This is a genomic window from Paraburkholderia domus, from assembly GCF_905220705.1.
In the GTDB taxonomy this organism is placed as follows: domain Bacteria; phylum Pseudomonadota; class Gammaproteobacteria; order Burkholderiales; family Burkholderiaceae; genus Paraburkholderia; species Paraburkholderia domus.
In genome coordinates, this window is the sequence record NZ_CAJNAT010000010.1 from 14,673 (window position 1) to 29,334 (window position 14,662).

Consider the following 14,662-nt stretch of genomic DNA (forward strand, 5'->3'; position numbering starts at 1 on the left):
TTAGGCGGACCGGGTTTCGCGTGCGCCGCTCTCCAGCAACGCTTTCGCCTGAGCTTCGTATTGCGCGAGATCTTCGAGCGTCGCGTTCAGATCTTCCAGTTGACGTTCGAGCACGTCGCGATGGCGTGCCACGGTGGCAAGGAAGGCGTGCAATTGCGGTACGGTATCGGTCGGCGATTCGTAGACATCGAGCAGATCGCGGATTTCCGACAGCGTGAAGCCGAGCCGTTTGCCGCGCAGCGTGAGCTTCAGGCGGGTTCGGTCGCGGCCCGAATAGACGCGCCGTAAGCCGCTCGATCCCTCACGGCTCGGTGAGAGTAAACCCTGATCTTCATAGAAGCGGATTGCCCGCGGCGTGACGTCGAATTCCCGCGCGAGCTCGGTGATCGTGTATTGCGTGTTCATCGGGGCATTCCGTGGCCGGGCAGAAAATCGGATTGAACGATAGAATCGACGTTTACGTTATCGTCAACTTGAGCGAAACGCAACTACGGCGCAGTACGGCACCGGTATGTCCCGACCGGGCCGCAACCACGCCGTCCGGCATCGCATACCTCGCCATGCCGGACGGCCGACGGAGGAAGACATCCACAATGAATGCACTAGAACATCAACTCGACTACCCGTTCAACGACACCCTGCCGGAAGCGGGCCACGCGATGGAAGTCTCGCCCGGCGTGTTCTGGCTGCGCATGCCGCTGCCCTTCGCACTCGACCACATCAATCTGTGGCTGCTACGCGATGAAATCGACGGTCAGCAAGGCTGGACGGTAGTCGACTGCGGCATTGCGTCGGACACGATCAAGGAGAACTGGGAGAAAGTGTTCGACTCCGTGCTCGACGGTCTGCCGGTGCTACGCGTGATCGTGACGCATTGCCATCCGGACCATATCGGCCTCGCGCACTGGATTTGCGCCGGCGGCGACAAGAAGCGCTGGGACGTGCGGTTGTGGATGACGCTCGGTGAATACATGCAGGCACGCGTGATGGCGGCCGGCGACGGATCGAATGCGGGCGGCGAGGGCGCGGCACAGCACTTTGCGCGCCATGGTTTGAACGACGAGGCGTCGCTCGACAAACTGCGTAATCGCACGAGCTACTACTCGAGCCTCGTGCCGGCGATTCCCAGCCAGTACCGTCGCCTGCGCGAAGCCGATGGCGTGAAGATCGGCGGCAAGACGTGGCGCGTGGTGACCGGTTTCGGCCATTCGCCGGAACATTGCGCGTTACATTGCGAAGAAACGGGCGCACTGATCTCCGGCGACATGGTGCTGCCGCGTATTTCGACCAACGTCTCGGTGTTCGGCATGGAGCCGGAAGGCTCGCCGCTCGCGCTGTATCTGGAATCGCTCGGCCGCTACGAGACAATGCCCGAAGACACGCTAGTGCTGCCGTCACATGGCAAGCCGTTCCGCGGTGTGCACACGCGCATCAGGCAACTGCGTGAGCATCACGATGCGCGTCTGGCGGAAGTGCGCGAGGCATGTGCGGAGAAGCCGCAGAGCGCAGCGGATATCGTGCCGCTGATGTTCAAGCGCCAACTCGACATCCATCAGATGACGTTCGCGCTCGGCGAAGCGTTGGCGCACTTGCATCTGCTATGGCTGGCCGGTGAGCTGACGCGCACACAGGATGCGGATGGCGTGATCCGGTTCGCCGCGGCTTGACGGCTGGGACAGGCGGCCACGCATCGTCGCGTGGTCAATCCACCTTGACCGGGTGGAAGCGCCAACCCTCGATGGTCCATTGCATCGTATGGGTTGGTCGCAATGCTTCAAGGAACCCCGCATCATGCGATACCGCAACGATGGCGCCTGGAAAATCCGTTAGCGCGTCTTCAATCGCCAGCACCGATTCGAGATCGAGGTGATTGGTCGGCTCGTCGAGCAGTAGCAATTGCGCCGGCGTGCCGCGCCATAGTGCGCACGCAAGCGCCGCTTTCAGGCGCTCGCCGCCGCTTAGCTGCCGGGTGGGTTGCGTCGCGCGTTGCGCGTCGATTTGTAGCAACGCTAAACGGCTGCGCAACTCGCTCTCTGCAAGTGGCGTATCGAGCAGGCCCAACTGTTCGACGATCGAGCGCTCGGCGTCGAGCAGGTCGAGACGCTGATCCAGATAGGCGCATGGCACGTGCGTTGCCGACTTTCCGTTCAATGGAGCGATCTCGCCTGCCAGCAAGCGCAGCAACGTTGATTTGCCGCAGCCGTTGGGACCTGTCATGGTGACGCGTAGTGGGCCGGCGGCTGCCCACGTTATCCGCGCAGACGGATCGTCGGCACATAGCCACGGCAGTCTTGCTTCGTCGAGCGTGAATACCTGCCGGCGCGCGGGCACGACGGCGCCCGGCAGTGAGAGCATCACCGCGCTCTCAGGCACCACGCGCGCCGCGGCCTCGCGGACTTGTGTGTCGAGGTCAGTTTTGAAAGCCTGCTGTGCGCGGCGGACGTGACCCATGATGTCCGCCACGGCGCTCAGTCGTTTGCCTCGCCTGAAGCGGGATACATTTGCGGTTTCCCAATAGCGCCGTGCGCCCGCCGCGCGACGCTGGGTCGTGTCGTGCTCGCGTTGAAGCCTCTGCCGATCGCGAGTGCGTTCTGTGCGGACATGGTCGAGTGCGGTTTGCGCCGCGTCCTTCTCCGCTTCACGCTGAGCGCGGAAGAGGTCGTAGTTGCCGCCGTAGATGCGTGGCCCCTGTGGCGTCAGTTCGACGATACGCTGCACGCTGCCCAGCAACTGGCGATCGTGACTGACGACGATCAGGCCGCCGGGCCACGCGTCGAGCATCGCGTGTAACCAGACCCGACCGTCGTGGTCGAGGTGGTTGGTGGGCTCATCGCATACCAATAGATCGGCCTCTGACAGCAGTGCGCCGATCAGCACGATGCGGGCGCGCTGGCCACCGCTCAGCGAATCTGCTGAATCTGCTGCATCGAGTTCGGGCAGCCCCGCTGCGGCCAGTGCCTTCTGAAAGCGCGTGGCAAGATCCCAGCGATTGCCGACGAGGTCGAAATCTTCAGCGTTGGCCGAACCGGCCGCGAACCGCGCCAGCGCGTCGAGCGTGTCGGCCAGTCCGGCAGCCTGCGCGACAGTTTTTCCTACGAGTGCGGGTGCGTCCTGACTCACGAACGCGACGGAACCGAACCGCTCGATCGCACCCGCGGACGGCGTGAGTTCACCGCAAATCAATCTTGCCAGCACGCTTTTGCCCATGCCGTTGCGTCCAGCAATGGCGGTGCGCGCATGGTCGAATGTGAGGTCGATGGAGTCGAGCAACAGCGCTCCATCATTGAAATGGAACGATACGTGATGCAGTGAAACGAGTGGGGACGATGGCGTGACATGAGCCATAAGCACCTCCGAAAATGTGTTGAAACCTTCGCAGAGGCGCGTTGAGCGTCCTGATGCGAAAACATTTTGGATGGCTTAATTGTTCACTTTGGCTGATGTCCGGTTAGAGGAGAGGGTTCACAGTATAGCGAGCGATCTTTCGGCGAGGCAAGACTGCATCGTGTGGTGCGTTGTCGCGGTGACACACGTCTTCGACATGCCACCGCCGCGCAGCGGCGCAATAGAAACAGGCCCGGTGCGACGCAACCGGGCCTACTGGCATTTGATTCCGAACCGTGCCGCGGTCTTACTGCACCGCCACCGTCCCAAAGTTCTGCCGTCCGAACGGACTCACGTGATAGCCGCTCACATTCGTGCGCGTGATGGCCGCTGCGGTCGGGTAACCCAGCGGAATCCACAGGGCCTGATCGTGGATGATCTGCTGCGCCTGTTCATACGCCTTCGCGCGTTTGGCCTGATCGGGCGTCGTCTTGCCGTCGGCGATCAGCTTGTCCAGATCCTGATCGCAGAAGCGCGCGAAATTGATCCCCGACTTCACGGCATTGCAGCTGAAGAGCGGCGACAGATAGTTGTCCGGATCGCCATTGTCGCCGGCCCAGCCCATGAACAGCGTGTCATGCTGGCCTTGCTTCGCCTGCTTGATCAGCTCACCCCATTCGATCACCTTCACATCCGCTTTCACGCCAATCTTCGCGAAGTCGGCTTGAAGCAGTTCGGCGCCGGCTTTCGGATTCGGGTTCAGCACGCTGCCGTTCGGACGCACCCAGATCGTCGTTTCGAAGCCGTTCGGATAGCCCGCGTCGGCGAGCAGCTTCTTGGCCTTCACCGGATCGTACGGCCATGCCTTGACGGCCTTGTCGTAGCTCCAGGTATTAGGCGGATACGGGTTCACGGCCGGCGTCGCGGTGTTGTCGAAGATCGCCTTCAGATAGGTGGTGCGGTCGAAAGCCATGTTCAGGGCGGCGCGCACCTTCTGATTGTCGAGCGGCTTCTTCTGCGTATTCAGCGCAACGAACGCGGTCATGAACGCGGGCGTCTGCACAATGGCGAGCGATTTGTCGCTCTTCGCTTCGGCAAGATCTTGCGGCTTCGGTGACAAAGCAATCTGGCATTCGCCTGCCTTCACCTTTTGCGCGCGCACCGTGGCGTCCGGCGTGATCGCGTAGATCAGGCGGTCGATCTTCGGTTTCGCGCCCCAGTATGTCGGGTTCACGTCGTAGCGGATCACCGCGTCTTTGGTGTAGCTCTTCAATTCGAAAGGACCCGTGCCGATCGGCTTCGAGTTCAGATCGACCTGATTGCCGGCCTTGAGCAACTGGTCGGCGTATTCTGCCGAATAGATCGAGGCGAAACCCATCGTCAGGATCGACACAAACGTCGCGTCCGGCGCGTTCAGTTCGAACTTGACGGTGTTGTCATCGACCTTGCTGATCGACTTGATGAGTTTCGGCAAGCCCATCGACTGTGCATGCGGAAAGCCGCTTGCGCCCGCCACCTTGTGCCACGGATTGCTGTCGTTGAGCATGCGGTCGAACGTGAAGACGACGTCGTCGGCATTCAGCGCGCGGGTGGGCTTGAAGTAATCGGTGGTCTGGAACTGCACGTTCGGGCGCAGATGGAACGTGTAGGTGAGGCCGTCGGCGCTCACGTCCCACTTGTCGGCCAGCGAGGGTACGACTTTCTTCGCGGCCTCGTCGTATGAGACCAGCGAGTTGAAGATCACGTCGGCGGATGCATTGGTCGTGACGAGCGAATTGAACTGCACGACATCGAAGCCATCGGGGCTGGACTCGGTACAGACGGTCAGCGGTTTGGCGAGCACGAGCGCGGGCGCCGTGAACAGTACGGCGGCTGCGAGCAGTTTGAAGCGCATAGGATCTCCCATAACAAGCGCAGTCAGGCAGTGCGTCTGGTTGTGTAGTTGTATTCCGTTGACGGGCGGCGACCGGTCTGGCCGTCGTCTTTATTGTGATACGTTTCCGGCGCTGGCGCATGGTTTGGCTGCTGCGGTACATGCACATCCCTGCCTTCGCGAAAGCTTATCGAAGGGTGGTTGCGGCGACAACAATTTAATCCGCATATCCATATGGAGTCCGAGCGTTGGGACGCAGTGGCTCGGTGGTCCGGCTCAGCGTGAGCGCTCGGTACCGGCGTTCACGGTGCGGCAGCGCGCTGCAACAGATAACCGATGCCGTCGATGGCTCGCACGCCGTACCACGATACCAATTCACCATCGATCAACTCAATGCGTTTGCCGGCCAGACGAGGATCGCGTTTCAACGCGTCGCAATGCGTTTGCGTAAAGCGATAAGGCTCGCTGGAGAGCAGGATGCGATCGACGCCGGCCAGCCACGGCGCGCGCTCGAAGTCGAGCGTCGGATAGCGCGCCGCGCCTGCCGCTCCGCCCTCCACGTCAGGCAGCGTCTGCCAGTTCACGAGTCTCAGCATCGCGGCGATATAGGTATCGCGTGCGACCGTCATCCATGGTTCGCACCAGATCAGGTACAGCACGTTTTGTGCAGGAAACGCCTGCGCGGCGGCCTCGTGCAGACGCGCTTCGAGCGCCTCGCTCAAGCGTTGCGCTTCTTGCGCGCGGTCGAAGATCGTGCCCAGCAGCGAGTACAGCGAGAGATTGTCCTGCGGTGTCAGCGGATGGGTGACGATGATATGCGGCACGAACGCACGCAACTGCTCGATGGTATCGCGCTCGTTTTCGTCGATATTGACGATCAGATGAGTGGGGCGCAAAGCCCGAATCGCATGGATATTGACGGCCTTGGTGCCGCCGACCTTGCGTACCTGCCGCACCTTGTCATTCGGATGTACGCAAAAACCGGTGCGCCCGACGATCTGCCTGTCGAGGCCAAGAGCGAACAGCAATTCGGTGATGCTCGGCACCAGCGAGACGATGCGCGCACCGGGGCCCCCCATTTCGTGCGCGACGCCGGCTGCATCGACCGCACGCGGCTGCATGATTTATTCGGCGACGGCGCGGGGCTTGCGCGGCGCGCGTTCGAAGGCGAGATCGTAGAGCCGGCGCGGCAGCACATGCAGCAGCATCGCCACCACGCGCATCTGCCACGGGAACACCGCGAAGGCCGTCTGCCGTTCGATCGCCCCGGCGACTTTCGACGCGAACCGGTCGGCATCCATCAGGAACGGCATTCTGTACGGGTTGTGCTCGGTCATGGGCGTACGGATATAGCCGGGCGCGATGGTGACCACGCCGACACCCAACAGGCGCATCTCGACGCGCAACGCCTCCAGATACTTGAGCGCGGCTGACTTCGACGCGCTGTACGCGCCCGACCCCGGCAAGCCACGCACACCGGCGATGCTGGCGATCCCGACCAGCGTGCCTTTCTTCGCGGCGACCATCGCGGCGGCGAACGGCTCAAAGGTGGCGACCATGCCGAAGTAATTGATATCCATCACTTCGCGGAAGGTGCGCAGATCGCCGTGCCCGGTGACCGCGCCGCGGCTGATGCCGGCATTGGCGATCACGACGTCAGGCATTCCGTGCTGCGCGATGAACTGCGCGGCCGCTTCGGCGAGTGCCTCGGCGTCGCGGACGTCGACGGAATAGGTGGAGATGGAATTCTGCGGATGGGACTGCTGGAAGGCGGCGAGGGCATCGCCGCGGCGGGCAACCAGGCCGAGAATCGCGCCGCGCCGCGCATATTCGGCGGCGAGCGCGAGGCCGATGCCACTCGAAGCGCCGGTAATGAAAACCTTCAAGCGTGAACTCATTCCGGCGCCTCTGCTTTACATCTTCTTGGCGCGGACTTGCTGCACCAGATAGTCGAGAACCTGAATCGTGCCCGGCAGGCTGTTGGTCGCAGCAGGACCCGTTTCATACTTGCCTTGCACGGCGAGCGTCGGCACGCCGTCGATCTTGTAGTCGTCCATCAGCTTCTTATCCTTCTGCAACGCGCTTTGCGTCGAGAACGAGTTGTACGCGTCCATGTACTTCTTCGGATCGACGCCGTTCTTCGCGAGGAACTTGGCCTGGTCTTCCGGCGTCAGCAGATAGTCCTTGTTGACGTGGATTTCGTTGAAGACCTTCGGCGTGAGTTGCGTGGCGAGGCCGAGTGCGTCGAGCGCGTGATACATCTTCGAGTGCGGGATGAAGTCGTCGCGGAAGGCAACCGGCACGCGCTTGAACACCACGTCCGGACCTTGCTTCTTCACCCATGCTTCGAGGTACGGGTTGAATTCATTGCAGTGCGGGCAGCCGTACCAGAAGAATTCGGTGACTTCGATCTTTCCGGCCGGCACGTCCGTAGGTTGCGGCGTGGGCAGCACGGTGTAGTCCTTGCCGGAAACCGGCGCTGCCGGCGATGCATGCGCCGTGGCGGCAACCAGGCCCAGTGAGAGGAACAGAATGCTCAGCAGTTTTTTCATGTTTTGTTGACCCAAGTAGGCGGTAAAGCGGTGGCGCCACGCAAATGCCCGTCACCGTTTTCAATGTCGGCGTTAGACGTTCTAGTCGTCCGTTGTGCTTGTCGGTTGTGTTTGTGACTCGCGCCGCACGCCGATAGTTCGGCGGCGGCGCGTTCCGGCAAATCACCGTTTGTTTATTGATTGCTTATTGCTTCGTGAAGCGGATCACGGCTGTATCCACGCCCGCGTCGGACAGACGCTGACGGCTCGAATTCATGTCTTCGAACTTCGAGAACGGCCCGATGCGCACGCGGTAGTACGTCACGCCGCCTGCATCGCGCTGCGTAACCTTCGATTCGAAGCCCTGGAAGGCGAGGCGCGCGCGCTGCTGCTCGGCGTCGGCCGAGGTCTTGTAGGCGCCCACTTGCAGGAAGTAGCCGGTGTTCGCGTCACCCGCCACCGGCGCCGCGCCCGAACCCGGCTTGGCGTTGGCAGCCGTGGTGGCCGTGCTCTTCGGCGCCGAGCCTGCCGCCGTGGCGGCCGGAACGCTTGCGACTTGCGGCTTCTTCGCCGGTGCGGTGGCCGTGCCGTTGCCGTTATCCTGCGCGGGCTTCGGTGCGACCGCCGTGCCGTTCGTGTTGCCGCTCGCCGGCGGCACTTCGACGATTTGCGGTTCTTCCAGCATGCCGGACTGTGTCTGCGAGTTGGTCTGACCCGGTGCGGTGTTCGGCGGTGCCGGTTGCGCGGCTTGCGGCACCGGTTGGCCAGGCGTCTTGCCTTGCAGCGGACGGTTCGGGTCGTATTGCTGCGCCTGGCTTGCACCGGTGTCGGGCGCTGCGGGCGGCGCGACCTTCGAAACGAACGGCGTAGGCGCGCGGGTGATATACAGCGCCACCACTACCGCGATCGCGAGACCGACGATCAGGCCCAGCACGATGCCGAGAAAAGTCCCCCCGGTTTGTTTCGATTGCGATTGCTTTGTTGTGCGGCGTGGTTTTGCCATCGTATGAATCACCTGCAAAAAGAATCCTGGAACGGCCGTCGATTATAACGACGGCCGCATGCATGTTGCGCCGGAGGACTTACATCTTGACGGGAGCGGAGACGCCGATCGTCGCGAGACCGTTGGCCAGCACCTGACGTGTGGCCGCAAGCAGCGCGACGCGTGCATTGCGCTCGGCAGCGTCGTCGACCAGCACGCGTTCGGCTCTGTCATTGTAGAACGAGTGGAATTCTCCGGCGAGGTCGCGCAGATAGAACGCGACCGCGTGCGGCGCGAGTTCGTCGGCCGCATGTTGCAGCATGTCCGGGAACTCGGCGAGCTTGTTCAGCAAGGCCATGGCGCGTTCGCTGGTGAGCGGCGATACGTCGACCTCGGCCAGCGTGCTTTCGTCCGTGCTGTAGCGCGCCTTGCATTCCGCGATGACCGAGCAGATCCGCGCATGCGCATACTGCACGTAGTGCACCGGATTTTCGTCGTTCTGTTTCAACGCCAGGTCGATGTCGAACACGAATTCCGTATCCGCCTTGCGCGAAATCAGGAAGAAGCGCACGGCGTCGCGGCCGCGGCGAATCGTCTCGTCGTCGATCAGGTCGACGGCGGCTTCCGAGCCCGGCGTTGCGCCGCCCGACCATTCGATCAGGTCGCGCACCGTCACATAGCTGCCGGCGCGCTTGGAGATCTTCACCTCTTCGCCGTTGCGCATCACCGTGACCATCTTGTGCAGGATGTAGTCGGGATAGCCCTTCGGAATGCCGACGCCAAGCCCTTGCAGGCCGGCGCGCACGCGCGCGATCGTGCCGTGGTGGTCCGAGCCCTGAATGTTGATGACCTTGGTGAAGCCGCGTTCCCACTTGGCGACGTGATAGGCGACGTCCGGCACGAAGTACGTGTAGGTGCCGTCGCTCTTGCGCATCACGCGGTCTTTGTCGTCGCCGTCGTCGGTGGTGCGCAGCCACAGCGCGCCTTCCTGTTCGTAGGTCTTGCCGGCGGCGATCAGCGCCTCGACGGTCTTCTCGACCCGGCCTTCCTTGTACAGCGACGACTCCAGGTAGTACTGGTCGAACTTCACGCCGAAGGCTTGCAAGTCCATGTCCTGCTCGCGGCGCAGGTAGGCGACCGCGAAGCGGCGGATCGCGTCGAGATTCTCGATTTCGCCCGCGCCCGTGACCGGCTCGCCGTCGCTTGCCGCGACGGTGACGCCGTTCATATAGTCTTGCGCGATCTCGGCGATGTATTCGCCGTTGTACGCCGAGGCGGGCCAGCCTTCGTCATCGGGGGTGAGGCCGCGGGCGCGCGCCTGCGTCGACACGGCGAGCGTGTGAATCTGCACGCCGGCGTCGTTGTAGTAGAACTCGCGGTGCACGTCAAAGCCTTGCGAGGCCAACACGTTCGAGAGCGCGTCGCCGAGCGCTGCCTGGCGGCCGTGGCCGACGTGCAGCGGGCCGGTCGGGTTGGCCGAGACGAATTCGATCAGCACGTGCTTGCCGGCGTCGCGCTGCGAACGGCCGAACGCGTCCTTTTCAGCGAACACGGCGGTGATCACCGCCTGCTTGGCGGCCGCCGCGAGGCGCAGGTTGATAAAGCCGGGGCCGGCCACTTCGGCGGCATCCACGAGACCGTTGGCTCGCGGCTGCGCGAGCAGCGCGTCGACGATCTGCTGTGCCAGCTGGCGCGGGTTGGCGCGCAGCGGCTTGGCGAGTTGCATCGCCACATTGCAGGCGACGTCGCCGTGCGCGGCCACCTTGGGTCGCTCCAGCGTGATCGTGGGCGAGACGAAGGCGGCTTCGTTCGCGCCTTGGGTTGCTTCAGCAACCTGCTTGACCGTGTCGGCGAGCAGTGTTTCGAGGGTATGTTTATGTGCGGGCAGCATGCTTGTTGCGAGTCCAGTGAGGCAATCCGGTGATGCGGAAGAAGCGGCGACCGCGCGCAAGGCGCAGCCGATTCGTCAGAAGCGTGGAAAGCGGCGATGCACCGGCCGGGACGCGCCCGGCACCTCGGGGCGCCATCAGCCGCGTCGCGCGCAACGCGGTTAGCGCCATGCGCGGCGGCATGCCGAGGCGGCCGCCGCTGCGGCCTGGTGCGGCTGCACGTGGTTGCGTGCCAACCGGCCCAGCCACGCCACCTGCGCTACGCCGCGCGCGGCGCATTGCGGCACGCTTTTCCGTCCAGACAGATTTTAGCAGGTGCTAATATGTTCAATGAGATGCCCACCAAGGGCCGTGGCCGCCGTGCCTGATCGGCGTGTCAACGTAACGCGCGCCGACGGCTGGCTTACAGCCGTCCTCGCGTCAATCCAACATAACGAAAAAGGGAACCGTCATGCTGATTACTTTCAAATGTCGCGCCGCGCCGGACGTGATGATGCTTGAAAATCTCGCACAGTACCTGGTTGGCATTGTCGGCAAGCGCCTGGGTGAGCGAGGTGTCATCACCCACGACGAACTGAGCGTCGCGATCACCAAACTCGAATCGGCGATCAGCGTCGACAAACAGGAACGTGCCGAGCACGAGGGTCATTTCCACGAGGGCGAAGAGGGCCACGAGCATCATGAGATTCCGCCCGGACTCGCCCAGCGCGCTTATCCGTTCCTCGATATGTTGCGCGCTGCGCAGAAGGAAAACGCGGATATCGTCTGGGGTCTCTGATTCCGGAGCGGTCCGCCAGAAGTGGTGTTCGCCGCGCCTGGCGGCGCGGCGCAGACTGTGACGCATCAATGCAAAGAGCCCGCATCAACGGGCTCTTTGTTTTTCACGGGTTTTGACGGCCCGTCTACCGAATCTGCTTACTGGCTGGCGGCGTCCGCCGGTGCAGCCATAGGTGCCGACGCACCCTTTTTCATTTTCTGCTTCTTGGGCTTCTTGACGTGCTTTTCCGTAGGCGGCGAATAGGAACTCACCGAGCTGGCGGGCTGGGCCAGCGCCACCGAGGCGCTGGCGGCGAGCGAAACAGCAGTCAATAACAGCGTCAGCTTCTTCATACGATTCTCTCCGATGACGATTGCAATTTGATAAGCCGACGCGTTTTGGCCGCATCTGGCGGGTTGAAACTATTTCAGTCTACAAAGCCGAAAATTGCACTGCCGCAAATATTCAGCCTAGCGTGCCCGATATAGTAGGTTTCCCGCCCCGCAAGGCTTACAGCAAAGGCGCGAGAGCCCGTTCGGCGTCTGTTTTCGACAACGCCATCCGTTTTGCGTAGTCCTCCAGCTGGTCCTGGGCGATCTTGCCGACCGAGAAATAGGTGCTGTCCGGATGGGCCAGGTAGAAGCCGGAAACGCTTGCCGCCGGCAACATGGCCAGCGATTCGGTCACGCTCATGCCGATTTCAGTGGCTTGCAGCACGTCGAACATGTCGCGCTTCACCAGGTGATCCGGGCAGGCCGGATAGCCCGGCGCCGGGCGGATGCCGTGGTATTTTTCGGCGATCAGGTCGTCGTTCGAGAGGGTTTCGGTGTTCGCGTAGCCCCAGAGATCGCGGCGCACGCGGGCATGCATCGCTTCGGCGAAGGCTTCGGCGAAGCGGTCGGCGAGCGCCTTGAGCATGATCGCGCTGTAGTCGTCGTGATCCTTTTCGAACTGCTTTTCCTTCACGTCCACACCCAGACCCGCCGTGACCGCGAACATGCCGATGTAGTCGGCCACGCCCGAATCCTTCGGTGCGATGAAGTCGGCGAGCGAGCGGTTCGGCCGCATCACGCCGTCCACGACCGGCCGCACGCTTTGCTGGCGCAGATTGCGCCACGTCAGCGCAACTTCCGAACGCGATTCGTCCGTGTAGATTTCGATGTCGTCGTCGTTCACCGTGTTGGCCGGGAGCAGCGCGATCACGCCGTTAGCCTGCAGCCAGCGGCCCTGGATCAGGCGTGCGAGCATCGACTTGCCGTCCGAGAACACGCGGCGGGCCGATTCGCCGACGATTTCGTCGTTCAGGATCGCCGGATACGGACCCGCCAGGTCCCAGGTCTGGAAGAACGGACCCCAGTCGATGTAGTTCGCCAGTTCGTTCAGATCGAAGTTCTTGAACACGCGGCGGCCGATGAACTTCGGCTTGACCGGCTGATAGGCTGCCCAATCGACCTTGGTTTTATTCGCACGCGCTTCGGCGAGCGTGACCATCGGCAGGGCTTTCTTGTTGGCGTGCTGGTTGCGGATACGGTCGTAGTCGGCCTTGAGGTCGTCGACGTACTTCGCCGCGCCTTCGTCGGACAGCAGGCTCGACGCCACGGAAACCGAGCGCGATGCGTCCGGCACGTACACCACCGGCCCTTCGTAGTGCGGTGCGATCTTCACGGCAGTGTGTACGCGGGAAGTGGTGGCGCCGCCGATCAGCAGCGGTATCTTCTTCACGCGGAAGTAGTCGTCGCGCTGCATTTCCGAGGCGACGTAGGCCATCTCTTCGAGGCTCGGTGTAATCAGACCAGACAAGCCGATGATGTCCGCTCCCTCGACCTTCGCTTTGGCGAGAATGTCGTTGCACGACACCATCACGCCCATGTTGACCACTTCGAAGTTATTGCACTGAAGCACCACCGAAACGATGTTCTTGCCGATGTCGTGCACGTCGCCCTTCACCGTGGCGATGACGATCTTGCCCTTTGCACGCACGTCGGCGCCGGCTTCGGCCATCAGCTTCTTTTCTTCTTCGATGTACGGGATCAGATGCGCGACCGCCTGCTTCATCACGCGCGCCGACTTCACGACCTGCGGCAGGAACATCTTGCCCTGGCCGAACAGGTCGCCGACGATGTTCATGCCATCCATCAGCGGGCCTTCGATCACGTTGATCGGACGGCCGCCGGCTGCGGCGATTTTCGCGCGCACTTCCTCGGTGTCTTCAATGATGAAGTTCGTGATGCCGAGCACGAGTGCATGCGCGAGCCGCTTTTCGACCGGCTGGTTGCGCCACTCGAGGTTCTCTTCCTTTTTCGCGGCGCCGGTTTTGAACTTGTCGGCGATTTCGAGCAGACGATCGGTGCCGTCTTCACGGCGGTTCAGCACGACGTCTTCGACACGCTCGCGCAACTCCGGATCCAGGTCGGCATATACGCCGAGCTGGCCGGCGTTGACGATGCCCATGTCCATCCCGGCCTGAATCGCGTGATAGAGGAACACGGTGTGGATCGCCTCGCGCACCGGATCGTTGCCGCGGAACGAGAACGACACGTTCGACACGCCGCCGCTGATTTTCGCGTAGGGCAGGTTTTCCTTGATCCAGCGCGTGGCGTTGATGAAGTCGACCGCGTAGTTGTTGTGCTCTTCGATGCCGGTCGCAATCGCGAAGATGTTCGGATCGAAGATGATGTCTTCCGGCGGGAAGCCGACTTCGTTCACGAGGAAATCGTAGGAGCGCTTGCAGATCTCGGTCTTGCGCTGGTACGTATCGGCTTGGCCTTTTTCGTCGAAGGCCATCACGACAGCCGCCGCGCCGTAACGGCGGATCAGGTTCGCGTGATGACGGAACGCTTCTTCGCCTTCCTTCAGCGAGATCGAATTGACGATCGCCTTGCCTTGCACGCACTTCAAACCCGCTTCGATCACTTCCCACTTCGACGAGTCGATCATGATCGGCACGCGTGCGATGTCTGGCTCCGACGCGATCAGATTCATGAAGCGGACCATCGCCGCTTTCGAATCGAGCATGGCCTCGTCCATGTTGACGTCGATGATCTGAGCGCCGTTTTCGACCTGCTGCCGCGCGACCGCGATCGCGTCGTCGAACTGGTCGTTCAGGATCATTCGTGCGAACGCCTTCGAGCCGGTCACGTTGGTGCGCTCACCGACATTGATGAAGAGCGTCCCGGACGTGACGTTGAACGGCTCGAGGCCGGAAAGGCGCATGGTGTGATCGGTCATGGCGTGTGTGCGGTTCGGTTGCGTGCGGTTACTTGCGTCGGGTGCGATAGCTGAAGTGCGGCGGATCAGGATCGAGCC

12 protein-coding genes are annotated in these 14,662 nt (G+C 62.3%); 2 read left to right on the plus strand and 10 right to left on the minus strand.

All coding sequences use genetic code 11. The features are described from left to right. Positions 1-405, minus strand: coding sequence for a MerR family transcriptional regulator (locus tag KHO31_RS18685; protein WP_201072122.1), 405 nt, complete (start codon positions 403-405; stop codon positions 1-3). Between the two features lie 188 nt (positions 406-593). On the opposite strand from KHO31_RS18685, the gene KHO31_RS18690 reads away from it, so the two are divergent. Then, positions 594-1,667, plus strand: a complete 1,074-nt coding sequence (locus tag KHO31_RS18690; RefSeq protein ID WP_201072124.1) for an MBL fold metallo-hydrolase — start codon at positions 594-596, stop codon at positions 1,665-1,667. A gap of 34 nt (positions 1,668-1,701) precedes the next feature. On the opposite strand, the gene KHO31_RS18695 is transcribed toward KHO31_RS18690, so the two are convergent. The 7 genes from KHO31_RS18695 to argS all read right to left on the minus strand — a co-directional run bounded on the left by KHO31_RS18695 (position 1,702) and on the right by argS (position 10,601). Further along, positions 1,702-3,345 (minus strand): ABC-F family ATP-binding cassette domain-containing protein, encoded by a 1,644-nt coding sequence (locus tag KHO31_RS18695; protein ID WP_211623903.1) that lies wholly within the window; start codon positions 3,343-3,345, stop codon positions 1,702-1,704. Between the two features lie 286 nt (positions 3,346-3,631). Further along, positions 3,632-5,218 (minus strand): ABC transporter substrate-binding protein, encoded by a 1,587-nt coding sequence (locus KHO31_RS18700; RefSeq protein ID WP_201072129.1) that lies wholly within the window; start codon positions 5,216-5,218, stop codon positions 3,632-3,634. A 281-nt stretch (positions 5,219-5,499) separates the two neighbouring features. Then, complete coding sequence (locus tag KHO31_RS18705; protein WP_211623905.1) at positions 5,500-6,318, minus strand: helical backbone metal receptor; 819 nt, start codon at positions 6,316-6,318, stop codon at positions 5,500-5,502. A gap of 3 nt (positions 6,319-6,321) precedes the next feature. Continuing rightward, a complete protein-coding gene (locus tag KHO31_RS18710; protein WP_201072133.1) occupies positions 6,322-7,095 on the minus strand; it encodes an SDR family oxidoreductase in 774 nt (257 codons plus the stop codon). A gap of 15 nt (positions 7,096-7,110) precedes the next feature. Then, positions 7,111-7,749 (minus strand): thiol:disulfide interchange protein DsbA/DsbL, encoded by a 639-nt coding sequence (locus KHO31_RS18715; RefSeq protein WP_201072134.1) that lies wholly within the window; start codon positions 7,747-7,749, stop codon positions 7,111-7,113. 184 nt (positions 7,750-7,933) lie between these two features. Then, complete coding sequence (locus tag KHO31_RS18720) at positions 7,934-8,749, minus strand: SPOR domain-containing protein (protein WP_201072135.1); 816 nt, start codon at positions 8,747-8,749, stop codon at positions 7,934-7,936. A 61-nt stretch (positions 8,750-8,810) separates the two neighbouring features. Continuing rightward, a complete protein-coding gene (gene argS, locus KHO31_RS18725) occupies positions 8,811-10,601 on the minus strand; it encodes an arginine--tRNA ligase (RefSeq protein WP_211623907.1) in 1,791 nt (596 codons plus the stop codon). A 449-nt stretch (positions 10,602-11,050) separates the two neighbouring features. Between argS and KHO31_RS18730 the strand changes: the two genes are divergently transcribed. Next, the gene (locus KHO31_RS18730) at positions 11,051-11,377 is read left to right on the plus strand and encodes a DUF1840 domain-containing protein (RefSeq protein ID WP_201072137.1); all 327 of its coding nucleotides are present in this window, start codon (positions 11,051-11,053) and stop codon (positions 11,375-11,377) included. A 137-nt stretch (positions 11,378-11,514) separates the two neighbouring features. On the opposite strand, the gene KHO31_RS18735 is transcribed toward KHO31_RS18730, so the two are convergent. Further along, positions 11,515-11,709, minus strand: a complete 195-nt coding sequence (locus KHO31_RS18735; protein WP_201072139.1) for an acid-shock protein — start codon at positions 11,707-11,709, stop codon at positions 11,515-11,517. Between the two features lie 157 nt (positions 11,710-11,866). Then, positions 11,867-14,632 (minus strand): methionine synthase, encoded by a 2,766-nt coding sequence (gene metH / locus KHO31_RS18740; protein WP_268963813.1) that lies wholly within the window; start codon positions 14,630-14,632, stop codon positions 11,867-11,869. Positions 14,633-14,662 lie beyond the last annotated feature (30 nt).

Excerpts from the sequence above, each read along its gene's own strand:
- KHO31_RS18715 (WP_201072134.1), bottom strand. The coding sequence starts at position 7,749 with ATGAAAAAACTGCTGAGCATTCTGTTCCTCTCACTGGGCCTGGTTGCC.
- KHO31_RS18700 (WP_201072129.1), bottom strand. The coding sequence starts at position 5,218 with ATGCGCTTCAAACTGCTCGCAGCCGCCGTACTGTTCACGGCGCCCGCG.
- KHO31_RS18705 (WP_211623905.1), bottom strand. The coding sequence starts at position 6,318 with ATGCAGCCGCGTGCGGTCGATGCAGCCGGCGTCGCGCACGAAATGGGG.
- KHO31_RS18690 (WP_201072124.1), top strand. The coding sequence starts at position 594 with ATGAATGCACTAGAACATCAACTCGACTACCCGTTCAACGACACCCTG.
- KHO31_RS18710 (WP_201072133.1), bottom strand. The coding sequence starts at position 7,095 with ATGAGTTCACGCTTGAAGGTTTTCATTACCGGCGCTTCGAGTGGCATC.
- argS (WP_211623907.1), bottom strand. The coding sequence starts at position 10,601 with ATGCTGCCCGCACATAAACATACCCTCGAAACACTGCTCGCCGACACG.
- KHO31_RS18695 (WP_211623903.1), bottom strand. The coding sequence starts at position 3,345 with ATGGCTCATGTCACGCCATCGTCCCCACTCGTTTCACTGCATCACGTA.
- KHO31_RS18730 (WP_201072137.1), top strand. The coding sequence starts at position 11,051 with ATGCTGATTACTTTCAAATGTCGCGCCGCGCCGGACGTGATGATGCTT.
- KHO31_RS18735 (WP_201072139.1), bottom strand. The coding sequence starts at position 11,709 with ATGAAGAAGCTGACGCTGTTATTGACTGCTGTTTCGCTCGCCGCCAGC.
- KHO31_RS18685 (WP_201072122.1), bottom strand. The coding sequence starts at position 405 with ATGAACACGCAATACACGATCACCGAGCTCGCGCGGGAATTCGACGTC.